Origin of the sequence: Paraburkholderia phenazinium, from assembly GCF_900100735.1 — a bacterium.
GTDB classification, from domain to species: Bacteria; Pseudomonadota; Gammaproteobacteria; order Burkholderiales; family Burkholderiaceae; genus Paraburkholderia; species Paraburkholderia phenazinia.
Window position 1 is genome coordinate 709,656 of record NZ_FNCJ01000001.1, and the last position, 25,471, is coordinate 735,126.

The 25,471-nt window shown below is 62.3% G+C and carries 25 protein-coding genes; 9 read left to right on the forward strand and 16 right to left on the reverse strand.

The genetic code is table 11. The annotated features are described in order from the left end of the window. Positions 1–2: 2 nt before the first annotated feature. The 9 genes from BLQ92_RS03220 to BLQ92_RS03260 form a co-directional block, all read right to left on the reverse strand. Positions 3–302: a phosphopantetheine-binding protein gene (locus BLQ92_RS03220; RefSeq protein WP_090681621.1), complete on the reverse strand. Its 300-nt coding sequence runs from the start codon at positions 300–302 to the stop codon at positions 3–5. Beyond that, entirely contained in the window at positions 283–1,071 is a 789-nt protein-coding gene (locus BLQ92_RS03225; protein WP_090681623.1) for a lysophospholipid acyltransferase family protein, read from the reverse strand. The genes BLQ92_RS03220 and BLQ92_RS03225 overlap by 20 nt, the downstream gene beginning before the upstream one ends. Continuing rightward, positions 1,055–1,756, reverse strand: a complete 702-nt coding sequence (locus BLQ92_RS03230; RefSeq protein WP_090681625.1) for a beta-ketoacyl synthase chain length factor — start codon at positions 1,754–1,756, stop codon at positions 1,055–1,057. Before BLQ92_RS03230 ends, BLQ92_RS03225 begins: the two co-directional genes overlap by 17 nt. A 265-nt stretch (positions 1,757–2,021) precedes the next feature. Continuing rightward, entirely contained in the window at positions 2,022–2,882 is an 861-nt protein-coding gene (locus tag BLQ92_RS03235) for a polysaccharide deacetylase family protein (protein ID WP_090681626.1), read from the reverse strand. A gap of 212 nt (positions 2,883–3,094) precedes the next feature. Further along, on the reverse strand, positions 3,095–4,123 hold the full coding sequence (locus BLQ92_RS03240; RefSeq protein WP_090681628.1) for an aromatic ring-hydroxylating oxygenase subunit alpha: 1,029 nt from the start codon (positions 4,121–4,123) through the stop codon (positions 3,095–3,097). Further along, positions 4,120–5,235, reverse strand: a complete 1,116-nt coding sequence (locus BLQ92_RS03245; RefSeq protein ID WP_090681629.1) for a hypothetical protein — start codon at positions 5,233–5,235, stop codon at positions 4,120–4,122. The genes BLQ92_RS03240 and BLQ92_RS03245 overlap by 4 nt, the downstream gene beginning before the upstream one ends. Then, entirely contained in the window at positions 5,232–6,404 is a 1,173-nt protein-coding gene (locus tag BLQ92_RS03250; RefSeq protein WP_090681630.1) for an ATP-grasp domain-containing protein, read from the reverse strand. The genes BLQ92_RS03245 and BLQ92_RS03250 overlap by 4 nt, the downstream gene beginning before the upstream one ends. 74 nt (positions 6,405–6,478) lie before the next feature. Beyond that, positions 6,479–7,483 carry a 3-oxoacyl-[acyl-carrier-protein] synthase III C-terminal domain-containing protein gene (locus tag BLQ92_RS03255; RefSeq protein ID WP_090681631.1) on the reverse strand — a complete coding sequence of 335 codons (1,005 nt, stop codon included), beginning with the start codon at positions 7,481–7,483 and terminating at the stop codon, positions 6,479–6,481. Beyond that, positions 7,480–7,791 (reverse strand): ArsR/SmtB family transcription factor, encoded by a 312-nt coding sequence (locus tag BLQ92_RS03260; RefSeq protein WP_090681633.1) that lies wholly within the window; start codon positions 7,789–7,791, stop codon positions 7,480–7,482. Before BLQ92_RS03260 ends, BLQ92_RS03255 begins: the two co-directional genes overlap by 4 nt. Before the next feature lie 267 nt (positions 7,792–8,058). Between BLQ92_RS03260 and BLQ92_RS03265 the strand changes: the two genes are divergently transcribed. Further along, on the forward strand, positions 8,059–9,582 hold the full coding sequence (locus tag BLQ92_RS03265; RefSeq protein WP_090681634.1) for a CoA-acylating methylmalonate-semialdehyde dehydrogenase: 1,524 nt from the start codon (positions 8,059–8,061) through the stop codon (positions 9,580–9,582). A 73-nt stretch (positions 9,583–9,655) separates the two neighbouring features. Here the strand turns inward: BLQ92_RS03265 and BLQ92_RS03270 are convergent, their stop codons facing one another. Further along, positions 9,656–10,369, reverse strand: coding sequence for an OmpA family protein (locus tag BLQ92_RS03270; RefSeq protein ID WP_090681635.1), 714 nt, complete (start codon positions 10,367–10,369; stop codon positions 9,656–9,658). 754 nt (positions 10,370–11,123) lie between these two features. Here BLQ92_RS03270 and BLQ92_RS03275 point away from each other — a divergent pair. After that, entirely contained in the window at positions 11,124–11,645 is a 522-nt protein-coding gene (locus tag BLQ92_RS03275; protein WP_090681637.1) for a hypothetical protein, read from the forward strand. Positions 11,646–11,817: 172 nt separating this feature from the next. Here BLQ92_RS03275 and BLQ92_RS03280 read toward each other — a convergent pair whose 3' ends face one another. The 4 genes from BLQ92_RS03280 to BLQ92_RS03295 all read right to left on the reverse strand — a co-directional run bounded on the left by BLQ92_RS03280 (position 11,818) and on the right by BLQ92_RS03295 (position 16,760). After that, positions 11,818–12,807 carry a dihydrodipicolinate synthase family protein gene (locus tag BLQ92_RS03280; protein ID WP_244106123.1) on the reverse strand — a complete coding sequence of 330 codons (990 nt, stop codon included), beginning with the start codon at positions 12,805–12,807 and terminating at the stop codon, positions 11,818–11,820. Positions 12,808–12,816: 9 nt separating this feature from the next. After that, complete coding sequence (locus BLQ92_RS03285) at positions 12,817–14,544, reverse strand: IlvD/Edd family dehydratase (RefSeq protein WP_090681639.1); 1,728 nt, start codon at positions 14,542–14,544, stop codon at positions 12,817–12,819. A 426-nt stretch (positions 14,545–14,970) separates the two neighbouring features. Then, a complete protein-coding gene (locus tag BLQ92_RS03290) occupies positions 14,971–15,726 on the reverse strand; it encodes an SDR family oxidoreductase (protein ID WP_090681640.1) in 756 nt (251 codons plus the stop codon). Between the two features lie 74 nt (positions 15,727–15,800). Further along, positions 15,801–16,760 (reverse strand): GlxA family transcriptional regulator, encoded by a 960-nt coding sequence (locus BLQ92_RS03295; RefSeq protein ID WP_090681642.1) that lies wholly within the window; start codon positions 16,758–16,760, stop codon positions 15,801–15,803. Between the two features lie 238 nt (positions 16,761–16,998). Here BLQ92_RS03295 and BLQ92_RS03300 point away from each other — a divergent pair, with 238 nt between their 5' ends. Together BLQ92_RS03300 and BLQ92_RS03305 are read left to right on the forward strand one after the other, a co-directional pair. Then, the gene (locus tag BLQ92_RS03300; RefSeq protein ID WP_090681644.1) at positions 16,999–17,637 is read left to right on the forward strand and encodes an HD domain-containing protein; all 639 of its coding nucleotides are present in this window, start codon (positions 16,999–17,001) and stop codon (positions 17,635–17,637) included. A gap of 384 nt (positions 17,638–18,021) precedes the next feature. Next, on the forward strand, positions 18,022–18,315 hold the full coding sequence (locus BLQ92_RS03305) for a hypothetical protein (protein WP_090681645.1): 294 nt from the start codon (positions 18,022–18,024) through the stop codon (positions 18,313–18,315). Between the two features lie 140 nt (positions 18,316–18,455). Here the strand turns inward: BLQ92_RS03305 and BLQ92_RS03310 are convergent, their stop codons facing one another. After that, complete coding sequence (locus BLQ92_RS03310; protein ID WP_090681647.1) at positions 18,456–20,039, reverse strand: Na+/H+ antiporter; 1,584 nt, start codon at positions 20,037–20,039, stop codon at positions 18,456–18,458. A 370-nt stretch (positions 20,040–20,409) separates the two neighbouring features. Between BLQ92_RS03310 and BLQ92_RS03315 the strand changes: the two genes are divergently transcribed. Together BLQ92_RS03315 and BLQ92_RS03320 are read left to right on the forward strand one after the other, a co-directional pair. Next, positions 20,410–20,688 carry a type II toxin-antitoxin system RelE/ParE family toxin gene (locus BLQ92_RS03315; RefSeq protein ID WP_090681648.1) on the forward strand — a complete coding sequence of 93 codons (279 nt, stop codon included), beginning with the start codon at positions 20,410–20,412 and terminating at the stop codon, positions 20,686–20,688. 81 nt (positions 20,689–20,769) lie between these two features. Beyond that, positions 20,770–21,078: a HigA family addiction module antitoxin gene (locus BLQ92_RS03320; protein WP_090681650.1), complete on the forward strand. Its 309-nt coding sequence runs from the start codon at positions 20,770–20,772 to the stop codon at positions 21,076–21,078. Positions 21,079–21,091: 13 nt separating this feature from the next. On the opposite strand, the gene BLQ92_RS03325 is transcribed toward BLQ92_RS03320, so the two are convergent. After that, complete coding sequence (locus BLQ92_RS03325) at positions 21,092–21,817, reverse strand: GntR family transcriptional regulator (RefSeq protein ID WP_090681652.1); 726 nt, start codon at positions 21,815–21,817, stop codon at positions 21,092–21,094. 160 nt (positions 21,818–21,977) lie between these two features. Here BLQ92_RS03325 and BLQ92_RS03330 point away from each other — a divergent pair, with 160 nt between their 5' ends. From BLQ92_RS03330 to BLQ92_RS03340, 3 genes are all read left to right on the forward strand, one after another. Further along, positions 21,978–23,198: a pyridoxal-phosphate-dependent aminotransferase family protein gene (locus BLQ92_RS03330; RefSeq protein WP_090681654.1), complete on the forward strand. Its 1,221-nt coding sequence runs from the start codon at positions 21,978–21,980 to the stop codon at positions 23,196–23,198. A 162-nt stretch (positions 23,199–23,360) separates the two neighbouring features. Continuing rightward, positions 23,361–24,647, forward strand: a complete 1,287-nt coding sequence (locus BLQ92_RS03335) for an MFS transporter (RefSeq protein WP_090681656.1) — start codon at positions 23,361–23,363, stop codon at positions 24,645–24,647. Between the two features lie 51 nt (positions 24,648–24,698). Continuing rightward, the gene (locus tag BLQ92_RS03340) at positions 24,699–25,463 is read left to right on the forward strand and encodes a 2-keto-4-pentenoate hydratase (RefSeq protein WP_175772169.1); all 765 of its coding nucleotides are present in this window, start codon (positions 24,699–24,701) and stop codon (positions 25,461–25,463) included. Positions 25,464–25,471: the final 8 nt, after the last annotated feature.

Sequence of the window (25,471 nt, forward strand, 5' to 3'; positions counted from 1 at the left end):
ATTCATTCCCCTTTGCTTGCGGTTTCGGCGACCGCGGTTGCCGCTTCCTGCTGACTGGCGATCAGCGCTGCGAGACTGCTGACGCAGCGGAAGTGGTCGCGCATGCGCGTGTCATCCGCGGTGATGGTCAGTTGGTAATGTTTGCGCAGCACGATGCCGATCTCCAGCGCGTCGATCGAATCCAGTCCGACGCCGTCGGTCTCGAAGAGCGGAGCGTCGTCGTCGATATCGGCCGGGGTCAGGTGTTCCAGATCGAACGCTTCGATCAGGAGCTGCTTAATTTCAAGTTTTAAAGAATCCATATTCGAACAGGTGCTGGGTGATGTGCTTCTCGATAGCGTTCGTCACGCTGCGTGCCGCGAGGGCCGGTGGTGCATCGTGAATGTCGAGCCGTTCGACCCCGACCGGATCGAGCACGCTCACACTGATCCGGAACGGGCGCGCCGGAACGTGGTACCAGCGCATCTCCTTGGTAAAAGCCGGAGGATCGCAATTCATCAGGACCGGGACAATCGGCGCCCCCGCGTTCAGCGCGATATAGGCAAAGCCGCGTGAGAATGCGTGCAACCGGTTCGGCGCAGGACTGCGCGTGCCCTCGGGGAAAATGATCATCGTTTTGCCCGCTGCGAGCTGGCGCGAACAGTCTTCGACGAATTCGACGGGATCCGCGTTGCTCACATAGGCGGCGGCCCGCACGATACCCCAGAAGCAGGGGTTACCCCAGTGCGCGCTCTTCACGACACAGCAGGCCGACGGCGTCAGTGCGAGCAGCACCATGACGTCGAGATAGGTGGGATGGTTAGCCACGACAATGGCCGGGCCGCTTGCCCGCAAGCGGGCGATGCCTTGAAGGTCGAGCTCCATCACGCCGGTCCACTGCAGCGCCGCGACCAGCGCGCGAAAGAACCAGTGAATCAGCGTGGTCACCGCGCGTTGGCGCGAAGCCGCATGCGGCCAAAGGCACGCGAGCGGATAGGCGAGGATCGAGAACAGCAGTCCGCAGATACCGAACACGACGAAACTCATGCCCGTGGCGAACAGCCGCCAGCCGTAATCAAGCCGTGCGGTCATGCCACCTCCATTGCCAGTTGGCGCTGGCGCTTTGCCACGTGGCGGCCTGCCGCGAGTCGAGGCAGTGACAGAGCGCCTCGCTTTGCGTGGCGAAGCGCGCGCCCGCGGCGGCCTCGCCGGCCTGACCGGTTCCGCGGACGGTGCATTCCAGCAGGCCTTGGGCCGTATCCGCGTCGAGCAGGATGGCAACTGCGCTTTCCTGCACTTCGTCCTCGACCTTGCCGTACAGGGCGTCGGCCGGTTCGTCGGCATAGACGACCAGGACCGGCGGGGAGGGCTGTTTTATATGTTGCGCGTAAGCTTCGAGCAACGCGTAGCCGAGCGTTTCTGCGCCGGCCGATATCGCCGTCGCGGGCGAGCGATCGCCTCGCGCAATGCCGAAGATTCCGGACATGGCGTTGAGCACCGAAAGGCTGAAGGCGTTCGGCGAAACCGGTTCGGCTGCCGTGATGGTGCGCAAAATGTCCGTGGTGCGCCGCAGTTCCCCGTGCCGCGATGCGAACACCATGCGCATTGCCGGCTGCCCGTCTGCACAGTCGTGCGCGACCTTGAGCGCGGCCCGTGACAGGGAGCTCAGGCGTCGACGCACCATGGGCTCAATAAAACCTGCATCGGGTTTCGTCGCGGAGGTAGCGGACCAGAACGACCAGTGGCCAACTGGCATGGTCCAGCGCAAATCGGGCATATCGGTGTTCGTATATTGAGGACTGCAACGGTTTCAGGTTTCCCCGCCGGAGCGAAGTGTCAAAACTTTTTAAAACTTATCTCGCTACGGACCCTGATGGTGTGCAGAGGACGGTCAAGTTGTTATCGGTTATATACGTTAACGGCATGCCGTGCGAATTATATAGGTCCGAGAATGGAAATAATCCGAGTAGTCCGTCGGTCTTGACGAAATTTGACGCGCAGTGCGAACCAAATCGTTTTTACGGCAGCATCGCGCCGAATTTTTACTCGTCGATGAAAGCTTGGCGTAATGTAATGAAGCGTAAGCCCTTGTGTCTGGCCGCTTCAAACACGCGGGGCAATACGGAGAGGATCACCGGTTGGCCGTTCGCCGTGGTGGCGGCATTGCCGTCGTGTACGAGCAAGATGTCACGGGCCGCCAGATTGTGAAGCAAACGTTGTCGTACCCTCTCCGGATCCGCTTCGCGCGTGTCGAAGCCGCGTTTCGTCCAGGCGACCAGTCGCAGGTCGAAGTTTTGCAGCACGGGTTCCAGAAGGACGTTGCGTAACCCGGCCGGCGCGCGAAAGAACATCGGGCGTTCGCCGGTGAGTTCGATCAAGGTTCGCTGTGCCGCCTCCACTTCCTTGGCCAATGCGCCCGGTGCTTTAACGGAAAACGTGTGCCGGTGCGTGTACGAATGGTTTTCGACCGCGTGACCGCGCGCCACGATCTCGCGAGTGAGCGACGGATAGCGGCGGGCGCGCTCCCCGATGCAGAAAAAGGTCGCACGAATCCCGTAATGATCGAGCAGGTCGAGCACCTGCGGCGTGACGACGGGGTCCGGCCCATCGTCGATCGTCAACGCGATGCAGTTCGCGTTGCCGGCGACCGCCGGCAAATGGGTCCAGTTCGGCCCGAGCACCGACGAGCGTGGCCATAGTCCCGCGAAGGTGACAGCGGCATGGTTGATGGCCGTGCCGGCGAGCCACCACGGCCATGTGGATGGCGCGATCGCGCAACCGGCCAGCGCGGCCGCATGCCAGGCGGTAGTGAGTTTTAGGGCGTTGGGGTGGCCCGTGAGAGGCCAGCGACGTGGGGGCGGCGCTTCCAATCCGAGTGGCACCCGCGAGATGGGCTCGGTCATCCTGCTTCTTCTACTCTTGAATAAACAGCCGGCTGCGTGCAACGGGCCTCTACGACACGAATCAAGCTGACATTAAGCTAACAAAACGGAGCAGCTCGCCATTTACCAAGTATTCGCGAAAAACTCGAAGTTTATTGTATGAGGGCGGATTGGTGTAGGGGTAAATTAAAGGTGAGAGGATTCGGGATAGTGAGGACTTCCAGGAGAGCTTATTAAAGCATGATGTCTACACGCTGACTTTGCTCGGTGAGCGGGCGCGATTGTAAGGACCATACTTCATCGAGGCTGGGCTTCACCAGATCGAGCTCGGTCGATACGCCCGTCTCGCGGAGAAAGCGTGCCTTGTTGGCGGCTTGCGCCTCCACGATGGCCTGATCCTGATGGGCCACGTGACGCAGGAAGGGCCACGCGATCATCCGCACCGCCCACTGCGGCGCCCAGCGATTCTCGACGTGCAAGGTGCCATGCACCTGCGTCAGCGCTTCGCTGACCGGGCTGAAATGAAGGGTGAAATACAGCGCGCTACCGTCCTGATAGCGGTATTCGAGCTGCGCCGTGCCAGCCGCCGCGGCCGCAAAATGGGCACGCTCCAGATTACGTGGCGATTCGAACAAGCGGTACAACCAGCCGCTTTGTTGCGGCTGTCCGCGATAGTCGACCTGCAGTACGCCCGCCGAGCGCGTCACGCTGGCGCTGACGATCTGGCGATTGCTGGCGCCACGCACGAGCCCCGGGTGCACGAAATGCGTGTGCAGCGGGTCGAGGAAATTCTCCAGTGCGTCGACCGCGTGAGCCTTCCACGTGGTGCTCCAGGTAAAGCGGCGGCTCCCTTGCGGCAACCTGCGCAGAAACTCGGGCAGGTCTTGCGACCCTGCGCTGTTCATGGCGTCAGGTTTGACCCAGATGAGCCCATCATGCTCCATCACGCCGACCGAGCCGACCCGGACCAGCGGCTTGCACGCCGGCGGTGCCAGCCCAGGGATCGCTGTGCAGTGTCCGTCGGCGCCGAAGGTCCAGCCGTGATAGCCGCACTGCAGCCCTGCCGCCGTGACACGTCCTGCCGACAGCGGTGCATGCCGGTGCGGGCAACAATCGTCGAGTGCGAGCAGTTCTCCCGACTGCAGGCGCGCCAGCACTAGCGGCCGGTCGAACAGCGTGACTGCCAAGGGCTTCGACTTCAACTGTTGTGACGATGCGACCACGAACCAGCTTCGATACAGCGCGGGGTTCCATGCGTTCATAGCTGAAAGCGCCTCATGATCGGTACGCCGAGTCGGGTCGTCAGCATCTGCAGGGCGCGCAGCGTGCGGCGTGTCGCCGTCGGCAAATGGCGGCTCAGCACCGCGCTGTATTCGATGGCGGGCTCGCCGCCCCTGAGCCGTTTAAAGTGCGCAGCGCCTGCGCTCAGATTGAGGACGGCCTCGCGTTCCAGAGTCGTCTTCAGCACATGCGCCATCAGCAGGCGATACAGGCCTGCGGCAGAAGGCCAGCTTGTGTCGTAGCCGACAATCGGCGCACTCAGCAACGCCCCTTGCCCGAACATGCCGACCACCGCACGCAGTTCTCCGGTGTCGTCCCGGAAGCCGAAGAATTCAAGCAGTCCCGCGCGATGCCAGGCCTTCAGAAACGCGGCCGTATAGCTCGGGTTCAAGCGCGAGTATTTGTCCAGATAGAGTTGCGCGTAAAGCGCTTCGCTACGCACAAAATCCGCGTCGCTGAAGTCGTCGTGGCCGACCGGCATCAGCGGTGTGGTGCGCAGCAGATGCAGATCGCGGCGCAGGTTCTGATGCCGGGTCGCGTTCTGCTTCATCTCGCGAAACAGGTACACCTGGCGGGTCGGGATCAGGTCGAAGCCGGCCGCTTCCAATGCACGTAGCCAGTGTGCATGTTGCATGAGATTGAGCGAGCGGAACCACACCGCATGGCGCGGCCAGCGCGCTTGAGACGCCGCGGCGAGCGCGGCGAAATCGATGCCGTCAGCTGCGGGATACAGATTCGTGCTGATCAGCCAGTTGTTCAGCGATACCGCGTTGTCCAGCTCGGCGCGGCGCAGCCAACCGTCGGCGAGGCCGATCACCCCGCTTAGCGGCGCCGCCAGCACACGCGGCGCGACGCGGCGGGTCTCTTCAAGCGCATAGCCGCTATAGGTCGTCAACGGTGAGCAGACCCACGCGTTGTCCGGCACCTTGCCATTGACGGTGACCGGCAGGGTCAGGCCGCCGGCCTCGAGCGTCTCTACGTGAACGTCGATGTTGGAGACGAAACCGCGCGTGGCGACGCCTGCGTGCAGCGCGGCGAAGGCGGCAGCCCTATCGGCGAAGCACCCTCGCGGCACGTACAGGCATTCGCTCATGCTTCGGGTAGCTCCTCACCGTCCCACTCGATATCTTGCGTCGCCGCCTCGCGCATATTGCAACGCTTTGCCATCGCGAGCCGCGCACACGACGCCAGGTCGCGCAGGGCTCCGCCGATCGGCCCGCGGTCACCGGGCGTGCCGATCACATCGGACGCGCGGCGATAGTCGTGCAGCCAGCGGCCGAGTTCGCCGCGCCGTAGCGCGTCGATCAGACCCACGCTCAACATCATCGCGCTGGCCATGCGCGGCGCGCCCAAGGACGGTTCGATAGGCGCCGTGAGTGTGCTCCCGAGCGTGCCGTCGAGCGCAGCCGGCAGCGGGTCGTCGAGCGTGAACAGATGGCAGCCGCTGGTCGCGCGGGGATTGCATTCGAGCACGCTGACGCGTCCGTCGGCCTGCTGGATCCAGTCGAAGGACAACTGCCCGGTGAAGTCGAGCTTGCGCGCGAAGTTTTCGACGAAGCGGCGGATGGCGTCGATGCGTACAGCTTCGAAGTAGAAGCTCGAACTGGTCGACATCCTCCAGCGCGGCCAATAGACGCTATGTGCGACCAACTGGCCGCGGTCGGCCACGCTGTACGAGCAAAATTCCTGGCCCTCCGCGAACGCCTGCACGACCCAGTGGCCGAGCGGCGCGAGCGGCGGCGCATCGGCGGGAATGCCGTGGCGATAGAGCCGCACGTGGACTCCGAAGCGCGAGTACTCCGGCTTCAGCACGACCGGCCGGGTGCCCGCCCAGGCGCGGGCTTCGTCAAGCGATGCGACCTTGGCCGAATCCGGCACCTCGGCGCCGCAGCCGCGAGCGAGCGCAAGAAAGCGCCACTTGCTGTGCACGTCGCGCATCTTGCCGAAGTCTTCGGCCAGAACGCGCACATGGCCAGGCAAGCGGTGGCGATAACGCGAGACGAAAAACACCTCCTCGCAGGTCGGCACGATCAGGTCGATGCCATGCGTCAGCGAGGCGCGCCGCAAATCGTCCGCGAAGCTGGCCGGTGCGTGACGCGGCGACGCGACTCGCAGCGTTGCCGTTACCGCGTGAGAGGCGCCGCTGATCTGGCAGGGAATGCTGTCCGCCACCCACACCTTCCAGCCCTGATGCGCGAAACGGCGCGCGTGGTCAAGTGCAGCGGGTGCCCGGCCACCGAGGATCAGGACGTTACGCGTCATGACGCTGCCCGGCAGAGTTGCGGGGCAGGCTGCTGCCCGCAATGGCAGTCGAGACGGGTGCGGGCCGCCTCATGTCAGTACACCATCACCATGCCGCCGATCGTCAGGCCCGCGCCCGAGCCGATCAGCATGATGGGATCGCCGCGTTGCATCCGGCCGCCCGCAATCGCGTGATGCAAGGCGGACGGCAGCGAGGCGGCGACCTGGTTGCCGTAGTCGGCGAGGATATCGACCGTGCGGCTCGCTTCGATACGCAGCCGTTTGGCGAGGTGATCGATCGCGAGGCGACTCGCCTGATGCGGCACCACGAGGCGCAGTTGATCAAGCGTGAGTTCCGCGCTGTCGAGCAGTCCCTTGACGAAGCGCGGCAGCTCACGCGACGCCGCTTTAAAAAGGCGCGGACCGTCCATATGGAACAGCGACAGCGGATCGATGCTGCTGCTCAGCCGGCGCGGATGATAGCGCGAGCCGCCGGCCTTGATGTGGCAATACTCGGCGCCTTCGGGGTAGGTTTCGATACGCGAAGCCAGTATCGACGAGGCTTCCCCCGGTGCGCTCTTGCGGATCACCGCGGCGGCGGCGCCGTCGCCAAAAATCGCCGATTCGCCGAGCGTCGACCAGTCCAGCGAAAAGGTGGCGATATCGGCGGAGACGATCATCACGTTGCGGTAGCGTCCGCTTTCGACCAGATAGCTGAGCGTGTCGAGTCCCACCAGAAACGACAGGCAACTTGCGCCGACATCGAACGCGGCAATCCGTTTGGCGTGGCCGCCGAGCGCCGCGAGGATCATCGCCGCGTTGTAGGGCAGCGCCTGATCCATGGTGGCCGACGCGGAGACCAGACAGTCGATGTCGCTCCAGCCAAGGCCGGCATTCGCGAGTGCCGCTTCGCATGCCTGTACGGCCAGCGTGGCCGAGTTTTCATGCACGGTGCGATGCCTTGCGCGCACACCGTAGCGCTTGAACACGGTACCCGCCGGCAGGCCGAAGCGCCGGTCGATTTCATCGCTCGTCAACACCTGTTCAGGCACGGCGACGCCTGTTCCGCAGATGCGGATGCTGCGCCGGTGATTCGTCATATTGCTTCCTCTGCATAGCGGGCCGTGCTTTCCAGCGCTTGTAGCAGCAGCGTCTTGTTCACGGTGAGAAATACCTCACGACCTTCCTTGCTCGCCTCCAGCAGGCCCGCCGACTGCAACACGCGAACGTGATGCAGGACGGCGGTCCGGCTAAGCGGGAGCGCGTCGGCGATCTGCTTGATCGTCAGCCGCTCTCCCGGCTCGAAGAACAGCAGGATGCGCTGCCGGTAGCTATCGCCCAGTGCCGAGAAAACGGCGGCGAATTGCTCCCAGTCCACAGGGATGTCGTTGGCATATTCGTTTCGCATATCTACAAATCTAGATATGTAGTTATTTTAAGTCAAGCTTTTGTTGCTCGGCAATCTGCTGATGAATCGCCTTGGCCAAGGCGCATTCAGTAGTCAAAACGCATCAATCGCTCGGGTCGTCTGCCAATACGGTTGCCGTCCCGAAAACAATACAGTTTGGTCGCGCGATGTTTGGCTGTGTAGGGAATCCGGCCGGCCGCGCCGATAAAGTCAGCGGGTCTCCAGGGCGCCCGCGCGCCGCTTCCATCCAGAACCCGAGGTAACGAAATGAATGCAGTGAACGAGCAAGCGAACCTGTCGGTGCAGCAACTGGGCCATTTCATCGGCGGCGTGGCAGCCGCGCCTGCGAGCGGCCGTTTCAAGGACGTGTTCAATCCCGCCACCGGCAAAGTGACCGGCTCGGTGGCGCTTGCCTCGGTCGAGGAAGTCGACGCGGCGGTCCAGGCGGCCAAGGCGGCCTTCCACGCATGGAGCGAGACTGCGCCGATCAAGCGTGCGCGCATTCTGTTCAAGTTCAAGGAGTTGCTCAATCAGCACCACGACGAACTGGCGCTGCTGATTACGCGCGAGCACGGCAAGGTGTTCTCGGATGCGCAGGGCGAAGTGGTGCGCGGCATCGAAGTGGTCGAATTTGCGTGCGGCATTCCGAACCTGCTGAAGACGGACTTCACCGACCAGATCGGCGGCGGCATCGACAACTGGAACCTGCGTCAGGCGCTGGGCGTGGTCGCCGGCATCACGCCGTTCAACTTCCCGGTGATGGTGCCGATGTGGATGTTCCCGGTGGCGCTCGCATGCGGCAATACGTTTGTGCTGAAGCCGTCGGAGCGCGATCCGTCGGCGTCGCTGCGCATCGCCGAACTGCTGAAGGAAGCGGGCCTGCCCGATGGCGTGTTCAACGTCGTCAACGGCGACAAGGTTGCGGTCGATGCGCTGATCGAGCACCCGGACGTCGCGGCGCTCTCGTTCGTCGGCTCCACACCGATTGCCGAATACATCTATACCGAAGCCTCGAAGCGCGGCAAGCGCGTGCAGGCTTTGGGCGGCGCGAAGAATCACCTCGTCGTGATGCCCGATGCCGATCTCGACCAGGCCGTCGACGCGCTGATTGGTGCGGCCTACGGTTCGGCAGGCGAGCGTTGCATGGCGATCTCGGTGGCGGTGGCCGTCGGCAATGTGGGCGATCGCTTGATCGAAAAGCTGGTGCCGCGCGTGAAGTCGCTCGTCATCAAGAACGGTGAAAACGCCGACGCCGAAATGGGCCCACTGGTGACGGCCGAACACAAGGCCAAGGTGGCCGGCTATATCGCGTCGGGCGAAGCGGAAGGTGCGAAGCTGATCGTCGATGGCCGCACGCATCCGGTGGCGGGCGAAGACGGTTTCTTCATCGGCGGCACGCTGTTCGATCAGGTCGGCACGCAGATGAAGATCTATAAGGAAGAGATCTTCGGGCCGGTGCTGGCAGTTGTGCGGGTGCCGGATTTCGCGAGCGCGGTCGAACTGATCAACGCGCACGAATTCGGCAACGGTGTGTCGCTGTTCACCTCCGATGGCGGCGTGGCGCGCGCCTTCGGCCGGCAGATTCAGGTGGGCATGGTGGGCATCAACGTACCGATTCCGGTGCCGATGGCCTGGCACTCGTTCGGTGGCTGGAAGCGCTCGCTATTCGGCGATCACCATGCCTATGGCGAAGAAGGCGTGCGCTTCTATACGCGCTACAAGAGCATCATGCAGCGCTGGCCCGACAGCATCGCCAAGGGCGCGGAATTCACCATGCCCGTGGCGAAGTAAGACCGCAATGAGGCCGCGCGGTCCTCACGGTGACGAGCCAGACGGCACGATCACCGTGCCCGCGTAGTTAGTCCTAGTCCCGCACGTACGTCACGATCTCCACCCGGCGATCCGGCTGAAGGCATCGCACCAGGTCCGCGTTATCCATATTGCCGCATTGGGTCACCGGATCCTGGCTGCCGAGTCCGTCGGCACGGATCTTCTGCGCCGGCACCCCCTGCTGGACCAACACCGCTTTGACTGCCTCGGCCCGCCGTCTGGAGAGATCCAGGTTATAGGCGTCGGAGCCGAGCCGGTCGGTATAGCCGCGCACCTCGACATGACCGAACGGGCTGGCGCGCAGACGCGCCGCGATCTGCGCGAGATCGGACAGGCCCGCAGGGCGGATGTCGTTCACGTCGCCGCGATCGAACGGGAACAGCGCGTCCGCCGAGAGACGCTCGACCCGCGGGGGCGGCGGCGGTTCAGGCGCCGGTTGTACCGCTGCCGGATACACGCCGTAGGCGACGGTCGGTTGGGCCACCCAAGTGCCCGAAATCCACACGTAGCGGCCATGCTCCCATTGCCAATAGCCGTGATGCCACATATGTCCCGGACGGGGCGGCGGAACGTGTTCTTGAACCGGACCAGGAACCGGCACCAGTACGACCTGTGCAAATGCGGCAGGCGCCGTGGCGGCGAGTGCGGCTGCAGCGACCAGCGTACGCACCAACGTGCGTGAATACGAGGCCCGTTTGCGGGAGGGCAGCGCGCGGTTTGCGACCGTTTGTGATTGTAGGGACGTCATCAGGACAACTCCGGATTGTTGTGGGGCACCGTGGATGGGACAGGCACATGCGCATTCTAGGAAGGGCGCATATGACAAGCTCTCTCGGTTTGTAACGAGACGTGTGCGGCGTTACGGATTCTCTGGTGAGGCCCGCTGGCTGGGCATGAACGAATTGCAAACGATGGTTAAAGGGGTGTGAGAAGCAGGCTTCAAGAGGTGCAAACCAGTCGGAGCGCTGCAGTGGCGAGATAAGGCTGCGCTATGCATCTGATCCGATGCGAACGACTAAAGGTGAGGATATTCGGGAGCCTAAAAAGGCATCGAGGCGACCTATGAGAATGCGGCGAGCCGGCTGGATAGCATCGTGTCGGCTATTTGAAGGCGTACCTGGCAATGCAGATTAACTGCGGCTCAATGCAAAGGTGAGGTTATTCGGGAGCCGTGTGTGCCGACGAAGAGGTGCGCTCTTGAGCCCACTTTGGTTTCACCTTTTGCGGCTCATCGGTGAGGGTCTTGCCGCACTCGCCTATCACCTTCGCACCCGATCGAGGGACGGCTTGCGGATTGGCGAGACGAAGCGCTGCACACGCTTGACTCCCGCTTGATAATCTCTGGCGCATCAATCACTTGCATCGTTTGCTAGAAAGTTATTCACACCCTTGCAAACAAATTCTGTGGACAACTCATCTTGGTCTCCCGACGCTCGTCCAGTGGCCGGAAAAATGGGATAAACGGTATATACTGTTTTGACGTTTTCCACACGGAGATGACCATGGCCACATCCAGTACCAGAAAGTCGACCAGGAAAGCCGTTCAATCGCCCGCGGGCGCCAATGGCAGTGCCGGGGCCGTTCACGCACCTGCGCCGGAAACCAAGGCCACGGTTGTCAAAGCGGCCAGAGCCGCGAGAGCGCCCAAAGCGACCAAAGCTAGTGGAGCGACCGGGGAGACCAAAGCGACGGCCCCAACGGGCAAGCCCCGCGCCAAGCCACGCCGTCCGGCAGAATCCGAACCGCTCAGCGTCGCAGTGGAGCAAAAGACAAAGCGCGCGAAGAAGGAGAAGGTGGTTCGCGATAGCTTCACCATGCCGAAGTCGGACTACGAGAAAATCGACGCGTTGAAGCAGAAATGCCTGGACGCGGGCGTGGCCGTTAAGAAGAGTGAACTGCTGCGCGCGGGTCTGCTGTTGCTTGAAGGGATCTCAGTCGACCGCCTGCTCGATGCCATCGCGGCTGTCGAGACCGTCAAGACGGGTAGGCCGGCGAAGCACTCGGAGCAGGATGCGGTGCACTAGGTGCACTTAAGCACGCGACGAGCAGTCGCGACGCACACCATCGCCGCACTCGGGCACGCTGGTCCGTAACCGAAAGGTGAGACTTTTCGGGAGCGTGCTTGAAGTGCGTCGGCGATGGATGCGTGGCCTGGGAGCGTTGGCGTAGCTTCTCGCTTCCTTTGTCCGGACGGGATTAGGGCAACGGTCCCAGAAGGTCAGCAAACCGCCGGGCCGCTTCGAGGCCGAAGCGGCTAGGTAGCAAGGCTGGGTCGCGATCGTGCTGCACCTCGAAACCCATACGCCACGCAGCGATGCGCTTGCCATAGCAGATCAGCGTATCGAGCGATTGCATCACGAACACGATGGCCGGCAACACCTCCCGATACAACGCTTCGGCCCGCGCGGAGTCGCCGGCTGTGAAAGCCTGATAGACGCGTTGTTGCCAGTCGAAGCAATCGGGCGCGACGATCATGCCGCTGCAACCGGCGCGCAGATTGTCGAGTAGCTCGAGGCCGCCACGCCCGTTCAGCACGGGCATCAGACGGCCAATGCGTGCAACCGTCTCCGCCAGTACGATCGACGGCCCCTCGCCCTTGAGCAGACAGAAATTCGGACACTGCGCCGCGAGCCGTTGCAGGTTGTCGGGCGAGAGTCCCACGCCAAGATATTCGGGGGCGTTCTGAATGCCCATCGGCACATCGAATCCCTCCATCACGGCGGCGAAGAAGTCGGCATAGAAGCTCTCTGGCTGGGGCGCGGTGCCTGGCGGCAAGACAGGCGGCTGCAGGATAAGCCAGCTTGCGCCTTGCTCGACCGCGAAGCGGGCTAGTTCGCGTTGGGCTTCTACCGATGTGCCGCTCACAGTCACCGCAAGCGGCAAGCTCCCACCGCTGTCTTCACGCGCCCACTGAATCACCTGCTCGCGCTCGGCACGCGAGAGCTTGTTGACTTCAGTCGCTAGACCGAGCATCGCCACACCCGGCGCACCGGCGCGGACAATGGCCTGCATCTGTCTGCGCATCGCTGGCCGATCGAGCCGGTTGTCGCGGTCGAAGAACGCATAGAGGATCGGATAGATCCCTGCGATTTCAGGTCGGCTTACGCTTGACGGAGTCATGGCTTCGAAGGCGAGTTGCTCAATGCTTGAATCAGGTTTGCCGATCAATGTCTTGATGACCGGCATCGTGTTCGCTCAATGCGAGTCGCGCGGCACCGCTGCGCCGCTTGAGCCGACGAGGAACTCGAGATCCGCGCCCAGATTGGCTTGCTGCACGCTCTCCACGTATAGCTTGTACCAGCCGCGCTGAGGCGCGGGCGGGGCTTGCCAGGCCGCGCGACGGCGCGCCAGCTCGGCATCGTCCACGTCGAGATGAAGCCGCCGCCCCGCCACGTCGAGTTCGATCATGTCGCCATCTTTAACCAGCGCCAACGTGCCGCCGGCAGCCGCTTCCGGGGCCACGTGCAAGACCACCGCACCGTAGGCCGTGCCGCTCATCCGGCCATCGGAGATGCGCACCATGTCCGTAATACCCTGCTTCAATACTTTGGGCGGCAAGGGCATATTGCCGACCTCGGCAAAGCCGGGGTAGCCCTTCGGTCCGGCGCCCTTGAGCACCATCACGCAACTGGCGTCGATATCGAGGCTGTCGTCGTTGATGCGCGCATGCAGGTCTTCCACGCTTTCGAATACCACCGCGCGGCCGCGGTGCTGCAGAAGCGCAGCCGTCGCCGCCGACGGTTTGATCACCGCACCATCCGGCGCCAGATTGCCCTTCAGTACAGCGATGCCCGCATGGGCCTTGAACGGTGCCTCAAAGGAGAAAATCACCTTGCGGTCGAAGCATTCGGCTTCGCTGACGTTGTCCCAGATCGTGCGGCCGTTCACCGTCAACGCATCACGATGGAGCAACTGCGCCTGACCCAGTTCGCGTAGCACCGCAGGCAAGCCGCCGGCGTAATAGAAATCCTCCATCAGGAATTCGCCGGACGGCTGCAGGTTCACGAGGCAGGGCGCCTCGGAGCCGAGCTCCCAGTCTTCCAGCTTCAGGTCCACGCCAATTCGTCCGGCAATCGCCAACAGGTGCACCACGGCATTGGTCGAGCCACCTATCGCGGCATTCGCGCGGATCGCGTTTTCGAAGGCCTGTCGCGTCAGGATCTTGTCCATCGTGAGGTCTTCGTTGACCATCTCGACGATGCGGCGCCCCGCCATGTGAGCCAGCACCTGGCGGCGCGCATCGACGGCGGGAATGGCCGCATTGTGCGGCAGTCCCATACCGAGCGCTTCGACCATGCTAGCCATCGTCGAGGCCGTACCCATGGTCATGCAGTGGCCGCGCGAGCGGTTCATGCAGCTTTCCGCTTCGATGAACTGCTCCATGTTCATCGTGCCGGCCCGCACCTGCTCGGACATTTGCCAGACACCGGTGCCCGAGCCGAGCGTCTGGCCGCGATAGCGGCCGTTCAGCATGGGGCCGCCCGAGACGGCCAGCGTCGGCAGGTTGCACGACGCCGCGCCCATCAGCAGCGCAGGGGTGGTTTTGTCGCAGCCGCATAGCAGGATCACGCCGTCGATCGGATTGCCGCGAATCGACTCCTCGACATCCATCGACGCCAGATTGCGAAACAGCATGGCGGTGGGCCGCAGATTCGATTCACCTAGCGACATGACCGGAAATTCCACCGGAAATCCGCCCGCCTCGTACACGCCCTTCTTGACATACTCGGCCAGTTCGCGGAAGTGCGCGTTGCACGGCGTGAGTTCCGACCATGTATTGCAGATGCCGATTACCGGACGGCCATCGAACAGATGATGTGGCAGTCCCTGGTTCTTCATCCACGAGCGATGAATGAAGCCGTCCTTGTCGGCTTTGCCGAACCAGGCCTGACTACGCAAGGGTTTCTTGGCGGGATTGTTCACGAATGTCTCCTTTCGTGTGCTTTATGAGCGGAATCGATGGATGCGGGGTGTTGTTCGATATAAAGCCCGCACGAATCGATCAAGGGCGCGGTGCTGCCACGCTTGCTATCTGTAATGCACTGTACGAGTGGCTTGGTGGCCAGTCAACCGACGTGCGGGTGTCCCCGTATCTGAAGCGTTTTGCTTTTGGATTCGACAGTGCGCACCACGCAAAAAGCGTAAGCCGTGCGAGGCGGCGGAAGGGGGGCGGTAAGCGAAAGGTGAGTGTTTTCGGGAGCGTCAGGGCTTGGTGAGCATGTTGCGGCGTGTGGCAGCACCGCTCGTGGCGTGGATCTGAGGCAAACGTCCCGCTTGAGACTCAAGTCTGCGGGCCGGCGCCGATAGGTGAGAATATTCGGGAGCCGGACCCGGAGGGGCCTAGGTGAGTCAGCTGCGCTGAGCCAACTCACGGATATCGGCGACCGGCGCTTGCCCGAACGCGTCGCTCAAGACGAAATCGATCAACTGGGTCGCGCATTGCTCGGGTGAAGTCAGTTGCCCATTGCGCTTCAGGTCTTCGAATTTCTCGCGCAGCGGGAACTGCTCTTTGTCACTGCCGCGAATCTCCGCCTGCATGTTGGTATCGACCACCCCGGGTGCAACGCTGCAAATCCGCAGCGCGCGGTTGGCGTCGAGCGCGACCGCACGCGCATGGTGATCCAGCGCGGCCTTGGTCGCGCAATAGATGCTCCAGCCCGGATAGGCGTTACGGGCCGCACCGCTCGAGATGTGCGCGATGCGCCGGTCGCTTGCCGTGACGCTCGCAGCCGCGATGGCGCTCGCCAGCATCAGCGGCGTCGCCACATTCAGGCCGACCGCGGCAGCAATCGCGCCGGCGTCCTGCGTTTCGATCGGGCCAATCGGCTGCACCATGCCGGCGTTGTTGAATAGCAGCACGCTTTGCGCTCCGTCGACGAAGCGGCGCAACGCGTCACCCGCGATCCATTGCGCGACTCGGGCAGGATCGGCGAGATCGAGCTCGATTTCCTCGAGCGTTTGCGGGTAACGCTCGGCGAGTGCGGCGTTCCGCGAACGCGAAAGCGCCAGCACGGCAATATCGCGCGCCAGCAGTTGTTCCGCAAGCGCAGCGCCGAGGCCGCGGGTATGGCCGGTGACGATGGCGCGGGTAATGGCTGTGGTCATGATGGTCGACGGGGAGGGCAGGTAGAACCCAGGATTTTCTCACGATGCCCCGTAAGCCTGCAGCGCCGCCGCACTCATGCCGAGCGGAAGCGTTCCCGATACTGCATCGGCGTCGTGCCGATGCGCCGCACGAACACAATGCGCATGCGGTCCGCGGTGCCAAACCCACAATCGTAGGCAATCGCCTTGAGCGCCGCGGGGCTGCTCTCGAGTAGCTTGCGCGCCGTATCGACCCGCGCCCGCTCGACAAACTCGTGCGGCGTGACGCCGGTCTCCTGCACGAAGACGCGGGCAAAATTGCGCGAACTCATGCTGGCGACGTCCGCGAGTTGCTTCACCGTGAAGCGCTCGCCGATATGTTCCATCACATGGGACTGAACCTTGGCCACTGCCGACGTTTCGTCCGCAGGCGCCGTCAGATAAGGACTGAACTGGGATTGCCCGCCTTGGCGCTGCGCAAATACAACCAGGCGCTTGGCGACCGCGAGCGCGATGCGCGGCCCGTGATCTTCGGCGACGAGCGCAAGCGACAAGTCGATGCCGGCCGTCACGCCTGCCGAGGTGACGAGCCGTTCGTCGCGCAGATAGATGCGGTCGAAATCGACCCGTGCACGCGGAAATTGCGTGGCCAGTTGCGCGGCGTGCTGCCAGTGAGTCGTGACGCTGCGTTCATCGAGCAAGCCCGCATGACCGAGTGCGAATGCGCCGGTACAGATCGATCCGTAGCGCTTGCAATGGGCAGCGGCGCTCTTGAGCCAGTGGGTCAGTCGCGGGTCGGGTTCGCTCTCCGGCAGGGCGGGGCCGCCGGCCACCAGCGCCAGGTCGAAGGCACGGCGTGCCTGTTCGAAGGTCTCGTCGGCGACCAGCTTCATGCCATTGGACGTGCGCAGCGCACCCGCTTCGGCGCTCAACAAGGTCACGGTGTAGTGGGCCTCGGGAGGGAGGAACAGATTGGCTTCCGAAAACACGTCAACCGGTCCCGCGACGTCGAGCGCTTGCACTCCGGGAAAGATCGCGACGGCGACGGTTGGCATTTAATGACCTCGTTGAGAACTAGCCGCACCGGCACTCATTGGGTGGCTTGAGTGGCGACGGCAGAAAGCGCAGTGCGTTTGGCAGGGTTGAGCGGTCCGCGCTCGTTGCTCGCGCGAAGCGGCTGACGAATACTGAACTACATCAGCCCGGCCCGGGAAACCAATCTCGGAACAGCATAGCAAACCCTTGTTGCGCATGGCTGGGCCCATTTAACTGCATCCCTTTGGAGACGCTCAAATGAGCACGATTGCAGGCATCAAGATCCCCGATAGTCTGATGGCGCGAGAAGCTACACAGCTTGTCAGGGACACCGAAACCGAGCTCCTGTATCACCACTCGCGGCGCGTGTTCCTGTTCGGCTCGCTCGCGGGTCAGCGCAAAGGGCTCAAATACGATCCGGAGTTGCTGTACATCGGCGCGATGTTTCATGACATGGGCCTCGTCGAGCCGTATAGCAGCGCACACGACCGCTTCGAAGTGGATGGCGCGAACGCGGCGCGCGATTTCCTGCAACATCACGGGATTGGCGAGAGCGACATCGAGCAGGTCTGGAATTCAATCGCATTGCACACCACGCCGGGCATTCCGCAATATATGAAGCCGGTCGTGGCGCTGGTGACGGCGGGCGTCGAGATGGACGTGCTCGGGCTTGCCTACAACGAGTTCACTGAAGAGCAGCGCCATGAGGTCGTGCATCACCATCCGCGCGGCGATCATTTCAAGGAAGGCATCATCGACGCCTTCGCGCAGGGCACGATCCACAAGCCCGAAACGACGTTCGGCAACGTCAAGGCCGACGTGCTGGCGCTGAAGGATCCGCACTACCACCGCGAAAACTTCTGCACGATGATTTTGCACTCGTCATGGAAGAGCTGAACTTGCTGGCGTGAATGTGCCTGCGCCCGCGCCGGGTCACCGCGCGGGCGATTCTTTTATGTGCGGTGGGTATGTTGAAAAGGTGAGGATTTCCAGGGACTTGATCCTCACGCGTGCCGTGATCCCGAATAGTCTCACCTTTGTTTCTTCCAGGGTCATACCTGCCCTGCAAGTATTTTCAAGTCCTCTGTCATATCCGGTGCGTGACTTCGACTAAGTCCATGAAACACCTAGCCAGCCGTTTTCGATCTGCCGGCAAGGTGTTGTGTTTGCAGACGCGGCGCGTGCGACGGCAAGACCGGCGCCTGCTGCTCTGCTCAGTGGCTTGTTGTTTTTGTTGCCGTGCTGTCAGCGCGGCTCATCACGTGAAAACTGGAGACTGTCATGAAATCGATTCGAAGCATCATCGTATGCGGCCTGCTGCCGTTGGCACTGTTAGCAGGCTCGGTCCACGCGCAGGGCATTGGCCGCAGCGGCACCTACACCATGCCGCCGAACTGGGGGATGATGATGGACAAGCTGACTCCCGAACAGCGCACGCAGGCCATCGGCATTCAGGAAAAGATGATGCAGATGGAGATGGACTATCAGGACACGATGGCCCAGATGGAAATGAAGCATGCCCACGAGATGATGCAGATGCAGGCGCAACTGCTCGATCTGTTCAAGGGGCATTGAGCTTCGGCACGCTCAGCAATAGGTCGTAGGGCGCGAAAGGTGAGGTTTTTCGGGAGCTGGATGGTTTGCCGATTGCCTCACCGGGCGAGGCACCGCTACAAGCAGGTCGGTGAATGCCGAACTGCTTGTAGCCGCTCGTATTATCCCCGTCCGTGCTGCGCGGCAATCTCCTGGAGATCGAGATCGTGTTCGAGAACGGTGAGCATCTCATCGTCGATCAACTCCGACCGATGCATCCGCAACAATTCCGTGCGCCCTGCGGCAATCGCGGCCAACACCACGTCGTAGTGGGCGGCGCGTTCGTCGGTGGGGAATGCCGTCTCGAACTGATAGGCTTCGGTGATCCGCGCCCGGTAACTATATTGCTCAAGCAGGCGCGGATGAATGACGTTGCCTTCGGCATCGCGCACGAGCGGCTGGATCGCGGCGAGTTGCGCGGCTTCGAGACGCGCCCAGGCTTGCGGCTCGTTCAAAAGCCGTTCGTCGCGCGCCGCGTGAGCCGGCTTGACCCAGCGGATAAGCGGGCCGATGGTGGTGCCCTGCCCGAGCACCGTCACCAGAATCACGGCGAACGCGGCCACCAGAATCAGATCGCGACCGGGCATCGTGTCGGGCAACGACAAGGCGATTGCAAGCGTGACGACCCCGCGCATGCCCGCCCAACTCATGACGGTGGCCGAGCGCCAGTCGGGCGAGACGTTGCTGCGTCGCAGGAACTTGCAGAGCGGGCTTTTCAACGCTTCGCTGCCGAATACCCAGGCAAAGCGCGAGAGCACGACAGCTGCGAGGATCGCGGCCACCGCTGGCGTAAAGGCGACTAGCGTCTCGCCGACGCCCCCCAGGCGGACGATCACGCCGCGTAGCGACAAGCCGATCAGAATGAACACCAGTGCTTCCATCAGGAAGACGATGACTTGCCAGAAGGCCGTGCCGCGCATGCGTACGGCGGCGGAGAAGATGTCGTGCTGATGCCAGCCGAGCATCATGCCGCAACTGACCGTTGCGATCACACCGGAGACATCGAGCGTCTCGCCCACGATATAGCTGATCCAGGCGGATAGGCACGACGCCGTGATCATCAGATAGGCATCGTCGAGATAAACCAGTAGCTTCACGACGAGGAAGCCGATTGCAAGGCCGACCGCGATGCCACCTAGCGCGAGGATCGCGAAGCTGGCGACGGCATGGCTGGTGCTGAATGTGCCGGTCAGTGCCGCCACCAGGGCGAAGCGGAACAGCACCAGCCCGGCCGCGTCGTTCAACAGGCTCTCGCCTTCGAGCAGCACCATCAAGCGGCGCGGCAGTGAGACGCGTTCGAGTACGGCCTTGGCGGCGACGGCATCGGGCGGCGAGACGATCGCGCCGAGCGCGAAGCATGCGCCCCACGGCAGACCGGGCACGATCTGATGCGCGACCACGCCGACTACCAGCGTGGTGAAGGCGACCGCGCCGATCGCCAGCGCCAGGATGCCGCCGAGGTTGCGTTTGAACTCGACCCACACTGAGAAGTAGGCGCCGTCCATCAACAGAGGCGGCAGGAAGACGATCAGTACCAGGGCGGGGTCTAGCGTGACGGCGGGCAAGCCTGGCACGAAGGCCATTGCGGCGCCGCCTATCAGCAGGGCGGCGGCGGGCGGCAGGCGGAGTCGCTTCGCGAGCAACTGCAGGCCGATCATGGCGATGAGCGATAGCAGGACCAGCTTGAAGGCCACAACGGAGGACATAGGGTGGGCTCGGTGAGTTCGCGTTATGGGGGTGAGCTCACTTTCTACCATAGGTGGGGAGCGGGCTGAATAGGGCGGTGCGGAGTCTGGCGCCAGGTTGTCAAATTGCGTGGTAACGATCCCGACGCCGCTACGGTATGGTCAAATACGTACTGGTCGACAAGCAATGGTAATAATGATATGGACTACACATTAAACTGCGCGACCTTGCATTTGCAATGCGTACATGTCAGGCAGGTGGCGCGCAGCGATACAACGAGAACACTTGATTAAACTCGGACCGCACTTAACGAAGCGTTGCGCGCTTCGCAGTGTAAGGTGTATTAACACATGATACAATCAAACCGTACGGTAGTTCTAAAAACGTACCATGATCCGATCTTTTAAACACAAAGGTATAGAGCGCTTCTTTGAGACGGGTTCTGCAGCAGGGATACAGGCTGCGCACCGGGCGCGACTGAGTCGTCAGTTGACGGCGCTGAACAGGTCAAAATCGCCGCAGGACATGAATCAACCAGGTTGGGGATTGCACCTTCTTAAGGGGAGTGAGTCAGGATTGTGGGCGGTAGCGGTAAACGGCAACTGGAGGCTGACGTTCGCGTTTGAAGGTGAAGATGCAATCCTCGTTGATTACAGGGATTACCATTAAAGCGGCAGATCGCTAGGCGCTGCCACTGCAATATGCTACGAAAGTCGCCTGGCACATCAGATTTCCATAGTGAAGAAAGCTATGTCCAATATGTTCAACCCGCCGCACCCCGCAGCCATCCTTCGTGAAGACGTGCTGCCTGCACTGAACCTGACGGTTACCGAGGCTGCAAAGCAACTCGGAATATCGCGGGTGACGTTGTCTCGTCTGCTTAATGAGCGCGGTGGCATCACGCCAGAAATGGCGCTGCGCATCGAGCAGTGGCTCGGAGTCGAGCGTGGCGGCCGGGCCGACCTGTGGCTCGGCATGCAACTAGATTACGATCTATGGCAGGCGCGCAAGCACGCCCCCAAGAAGATCAAGCGGGCGCCGACAGTGGTAGCCGCATAGCCGGCGGGTCCGCTCACACCTTCAACGTCCCCCCCGCCACCTCTTCCCGCGACTGCACCTGCAACACCGCGTCCCGCTTATCCAGCAAGTGCTGCCGCAAGATCGCGCTCAACCGCTTGCCATCGCGCGCCTCGAGCGCCTCCAGCATCTCTCCATGATCGTGGACCGCGCGGTCCCACTTCGGAATCTGGAAGTTCGATCTGAAGCGTAGCGCCTGCAACCGCCGATTCACCGAAATATAAGTCTGCCGCAACGCCGAGTTGCGCGCTGCCTCATTGATCTTGTCGTGGATCGCCTGATTGCGGCTGTAGTACCCCGCCAGATCGTTCTGCGCCCGACACGCCAGCATCGCGTAATGCAACGCCTTGATCTCGGCCAGCTCAACCGCCGTAATCCGCTCGGCCGCCAGCTCACCCGAAAACGCCTCGAGCCCGCTCATCAGCTCGAAGGTCTCGCGCAGCTCCGCCTCCGACATCTTCGACACCGACGCGCCCCGGTTCGGCCAGATCTCGATCAGCCCTTCCGCCGCGAGCACCTTCAGTGCTTCGCGCAACGGCGTACGGGAAATGCCGAGCGTCTCGCACAACTCGCGCTCGTTGAGCTTCTTGCCCGGTTCCAGTACGCCCTCGACGATAAAGCGCCGAATGTGCTCGACCACGGTGTCGTGCAGCCGCTGCCGCTCAACCTTCGGCATCAGCGGGGTGCCAGCGGTGTCCGCCTCAAATTCCGAATTTTGCATACAAAAACCCTCACTATCACTGGAGGCGATTTTATAGGAACCTGACGCAATAGTTAATATGCCGGGTAAACACGGGTGTCACAGCACAAATTTAACCTTGGGTTCACCGTCGATCGTCTGATATAGTTTTTTGCATGCAAAATTCAATTGGAGAAGACAGATGCTGAAACTCGACTTTCACCCCGCTGGCCGTCACTTCCTGCAGATTCCGGGGCCGAGCCCTGTGCCCGACCGGATCCTGCGGGCGATGAGCTATCCCACCATCGATCACCGTGGCCCTGAATTCGGCGCACTCGGGTTGAAGGTGCTCGACGGCATCAAGAAGATCTTCAAGACCCAGCAACCCGTGGTGATCTACCCGGCTTCGGGCACCGGTGCGTGGGAAGCCGCGTTGTCGAATACGCTGAGCCCCGGCGATCACGTGTTGATGTTCGAAACGGGTCACTTTGCGACGCTGTGGAAGAAGATGGCCGAAAGCCTTGGGCTCAAGCCGGAGTTCCTCGGCCTGCCGGGCATCGAAGGCTGGCGCCGTGGCGTGCAGCCGCAAATGATCGAAGCGCGTCTGCGCGAAGACACCCAGCATGCGATCAAGGCCGTCTGCGTGGTGCACAACGAGACCTCGACGGGCGTCACCTCGGATATCGCCGCCGTGCGCCGCGCGATCGACGCAGCCGGCCACCCGGCCCTGCTGCTGGTCGACACGATCTCGGGTCTGGCCTGCGCCGACTATCGTCATGACGAGTGGGGCGTCGACGTCACGGTGTCAGGCTCGCAAAAGGGTTTGATGCTGCCGCCGGGCATTAGCTTCAACGCGGTATCGCCGAAGGCGATCGCGGCCGGCAAGACGGCCAAGTTGCCACGCAGCTTCTGGGACTGGACCGAGATCATCGAGATGAACAAGTCCGGTTACTGGCCGTACACGCCGAACACGAACCTGTTGTACGGCTTGTCGGAAGCGCTCGACATGATTCTCGACGAAGGGCTCGACAACGTCTTCGCGCGTCACGAACGTCTGGCCGAAGCCTGCCGCCGCGCGGTGCAGGCGTGGGGTCTGGAGATCCAGTGTGCGGACCCTGCCGTGTATAGCCCGGTGCTGACGGGCGTGATGATGCCCGAGGGGATCGATGCCGACGCCGTGCGCAAGACGATCTACGAACGCTTCGACATGTCGCTCGGCACGGGCCTCGGCAAGATGAAAGGTCGCATGTTCCGGATCGGCCATCTGGGCGACTGCAACGACCTTACGCTGCTGGCAACGCTGGCGGGTTGCGAAATGGGCCTGAAACTCGCGGGCGTGCCGGTCGCGGCGAGCGGCTTGCCGGCCGCGATGGAATGGTTGACGGCCCAGGCGCAAGAGGCCGGTCTGAAAGCCGCCGCCTGAGCAGCAAGCGGTGAGCAGTAAAGGGGAAGGTAAGAGGCCTTCCCCGGCGGTAACGGGCAGTGGCGATCCAATAACGCGACGCCCATGCAGCGCACGCTAGGGGAACAACGACCCAGCGCGCCGTTCCAGGCGAGCGGTCGACACCAGCAACGGAGACAGACGATGAAGCGGTTTCGTGTGACCAGTGCGAGCAGTATCGTTTTAGTGATGCTATGCATCATGTATTTCATTACGTATCTAGACCGCGTCAACGTCAGTACCGCCGCAGCGGGATTTGGCAAGGAGTTCCAACTTTCACATACGCAGATCGGCCTCGTCTTCTCGGCCTTCGCCTATCCGTACCTCGTGTTTCAGATCATCGGCGGCTGGGTGAGCGATCGCTTTGGCGCGAAGCGCACGCTGATCTGTTGTGGCGCGGTGTGGGCGGTGGCCACCATTCTCACCGGGCTCGCGGGTGGGCTGACCTCGCTGCTCGCCGCGCGCCTGCTGCTCGGCTTTGGTGAGGGCGCAACCTTTCCTGCGGCGACCGCCGCAATGGCGCGCTGGGTCGCCAAAGAAAAGCGCGGCTTCGCGCAAGGCATTACACATGCGGCGTCGCGTATCGGCAATGCGGTGGCGCCCGGCGCGATCGTGCTGGTGATGGCGACATGGGGCTGGCGCGAATCGTTCTATATCTGTGGCGTGTTCAGCTTGGTGTGGGTAATCGTGTGGGCGGTGACCTTCACCGAGCATCCCAAAGACCATCCGCGCATCACGTCCGAAGAACTCGAAGTTCTGCCGATGCCGAAGCCGAAGGCTGCCAACGTACCGTGGAAAGCCCTGTTTCGCCGCATGGCGCCGGTCACGATTGTGTACTTCTGCTACGGCTGGACGCTGTGGCTCTTCCTGAGCTGGATTCCCCAATACTTCCTGCATAGCTATCACCTCGACTTGCAGAAGTCGGCCATCTTCGCTTCGACGGTATTTTTTGCAGGTGTGCTTGGCGACACGCTCGGCGGCATCGTCACGGACAAGATCTACATCCGCACCGGCAGCCTGAAACATGCACGTAGCTGGATGGTGTCGATCTGCATGCTGCTCACGCTGGCTGTGCTGGTGCCGCTGATGTTTGCGCACAACCTGTACATCTCGATGGCGTGCCTTTCGGCCGGCTTCTTCTTTGCAGAAATGACGATCGGTCCGATGTGGGCGATTCCGATGGACATTGCGCCGGAATACTCCGGCACCGCCAGCGGCATGATGAACACCGGCTCGGCGCTGGCCGCAATCATTTCGCCGGTCGTAGGCGGCTTCCTGATCGACCGTTTCGGCAGCTGGGAATTGCCGTTTGTCGGCAGCATGGTGTTGATGGCGATCGGTGTGGTGCTCGCCTTCCGCATGCAGCCGGAGAGCAAGTTCGAACTGAACGCGGCACCGGGCGCGCATCCGGCGCCGGGCCTCAAGGTCTGAGCGCGCGGCAGACGCTTGCGCCGAATTATTTCCAACCCTTCGCCTTCCACAATGAACCAAACCGATATTTCCACTCTGAGCCAGCGCCTCACCGATGCGCGGGCACGCCACCAGACGCTCGACAGCTTGCCGCCTGAACAGATCCCGGCTGATGCCGATGCGGCCTACGCGATCCAGCACGAGATCCTGCGTTTGTCGGGCGCACAGATTGGCGGCTGGAAGATCGGAGCGAAGTCGGACACCGGACCGATCCAGGGCGCGCCGCTGCCGGCGGTAGATGTCCATGACAACGGCGCGAGATTGCCGCGCGAAGCCTTTACGCCACTCGCCCTCGAACTGGAGATTGCCTTCCGTTTTGGCCGCCGCTTCGAACCGTCGCAACAACCCTACAGCGAAGCCGAAGTGCTGGCGGGTATCGGGTCGATTGGGACAACGATAGAAATTGTCGCGAGCCGTTATGCCGCGTGGCCGAATGTCGACAAACTGGCGCAACTCGCCGACCTGCAGAACAACGGCGCACTCTTGGTGGGCGAATTCGAACCGTATCGCGAAGACTTTCCGTTTGTCGCGCCGTCGCTGAGCTTCAGTTTCGAGGGGCGCAATGTGGTGCTCGAGGCAGCGGCGAACCCGGCTGGCGATCCGCGCCGGCTGCTCACCTGGCTCGTGAATCACTGTGCGTTGAAGCGTGGCCTGGCCGTGACCCCGGAGATGGTGATCACGACCGGCTCGTACACCGGCATGTTTTTCCCGCAGAGCGCAGGCACGGCAAGCGGCCGCATTGAAGGGCTCGCGCCCGTCAGTGTGACGCTCTTCTAAAGATTTCT

Excerpts from the sequence above, each read along its gene's own strand:
- BLQ92_RS03255 (WP_090681631.1), bottom strand. The coding sequence starts at position 7,483 with ATGACGAATCACCGGCGCAGCATCCGCATCTGCGGAACAGGCGTCGCC.
- BLQ92_RS03265 (WP_090681634.1), top strand. The coding sequence starts at position 8,059 with ATGAATGCAGTGAACGAGCAAGCGAACCTGTCGGTGCAGCAACTGGGC.
- BLQ92_RS03325 (WP_090681652.1), bottom strand. The coding sequence starts at position 21,817 with ATGCAAAATTCGGAATTTGAGGCGGACACCGCTGGCACCCCGCTGATG.
- BLQ92_RS03295 (WP_090681642.1), bottom strand. The coding sequence starts at position 16,760 with ATGCCAACCGTCGCCGTCGCGATCTTTCCCGGAGTGCAAGCGCTCGAC.
- BLQ92_RS03270 (WP_090681635.1), bottom strand. The coding sequence starts at position 10,369 with ATGACGTCCCTACAATCACAAACGGTCGCAAACCGCGCGCTGCCCTCC.
- BLQ92_RS03280 (WP_244106123.1), bottom strand. The coding sequence starts at position 12,807 with ATGCCGGTCATCAAGACATTGATCGGCAAACCTGATTCAAGCATTGAG.
- BLQ92_RS03250 (WP_090681630.1), bottom strand. The coding sequence starts at position 6,404 with ATGACGCGTAACGTCCTGATCCTCGGTGGCCGGGCACCCGCTGCACTT.
- BLQ92_RS03335 (WP_090681656.1), top strand. The coding sequence starts at position 23,361 with ATGAAGCGGTTTCGTGTGACCAGTGCGAGCAGTATCGTTTTAGTGATG.
- BLQ92_RS03240 (WP_090681628.1), bottom strand. The coding sequence starts at position 4,123 with ATGAACGCATGGAACCCCGCGCTGTATCGAAGCTGGTTCGTGGTCGCA.
- BLQ92_RS03305 (WP_090681645.1), top strand. The coding sequence starts at position 18,022 with ATGAAATCGATTCGAAGCATCATCGTATGCGGCCTGCTGCCGTTGGCA.
- BLQ92_RS03320 (WP_090681650.1), top strand. The coding sequence starts at position 20,770 with ATGTCCAATATGTTCAACCCGCCGCACCCCGCAGCCATCCTTCGTGAA.
- BLQ92_RS03330 (WP_090681654.1), top strand. The coding sequence starts at position 21,978 with ATGCTGAAACTCGACTTTCACCCCGCTGGCCGTCACTTCCTGCAGATT.
- BLQ92_RS03275 (WP_090681637.1), top strand. The coding sequence starts at position 11,124 with ATGGCCACATCCAGTACCAGAAAGTCGACCAGGAAAGCCGTTCAATCG.
- BLQ92_RS03300 (WP_090681644.1), top strand. The coding sequence starts at position 16,999 with ATGAGCACGATTGCAGGCATCAAGATCCCCGATAGTCTGATGGCGCGA.
- BLQ92_RS03340 (WP_175772169.1), top strand. The coding sequence starts at position 24,699 with ATGAACCAAACCGATATTTCCACTCTGAGCCAGCGCCTCACCGATGCG.
- BLQ92_RS03245 (WP_090681629.1), bottom strand. The coding sequence starts at position 5,235 with ATGAGCGAATGCCTGTACGTGCCGCGAGGGTGCTTCGCCGATAGGGCT.
- BLQ92_RS03310 (WP_090681647.1), bottom strand. The coding sequence starts at position 20,039 with ATGTCCTCCGTTGTGGCCTTCAAGCTGGTCCTGCTATCGCTCATCGCC.
- BLQ92_RS03230 (WP_090681625.1), bottom strand. The coding sequence starts at position 1,756 with ATGCCCGATTTGCGCTGGACCATGCCAGTTGGCCACTGGTCGTTCTGG.
- BLQ92_RS03290 (WP_090681640.1), bottom strand. The coding sequence starts at position 15,726 with ATGACCACAGCCATTACCCGCGCCATCGTCACCGGCCATACCCGCGGC.
- BLQ92_RS03235 (WP_090681626.1), bottom strand. The coding sequence starts at position 2,882 with ATGACCGAGCCCATCTCGCGGGTGCCACTCGGATTGGAAGCGCCGCCC.
- BLQ92_RS03260 (WP_090681633.1), bottom strand. The coding sequence starts at position 7,791 with ATGCGAAACGAATATGCCAACGACATCCCTGTGGACTGGGAGCAATTC.
- BLQ92_RS03315 (WP_090681648.1), top strand. The coding sequence starts at position 20,410 with ATGATCCGATCTTTTAAACACAAAGGTATAGAGCGCTTCTTTGAGACG.
- BLQ92_RS03220 (WP_090681621.1), bottom strand. The coding sequence starts at position 302 with ATGGATTCTTTAAAACTTGAAATTAAGCAGCTCCTGATCGAAGCGTTC.
- BLQ92_RS03225 (WP_090681623.1), bottom strand. The coding sequence starts at position 1,071 with ATGACCGCACGGCTTGATTACGGCTGGCGGCTGTTCGCCACGGGCATG.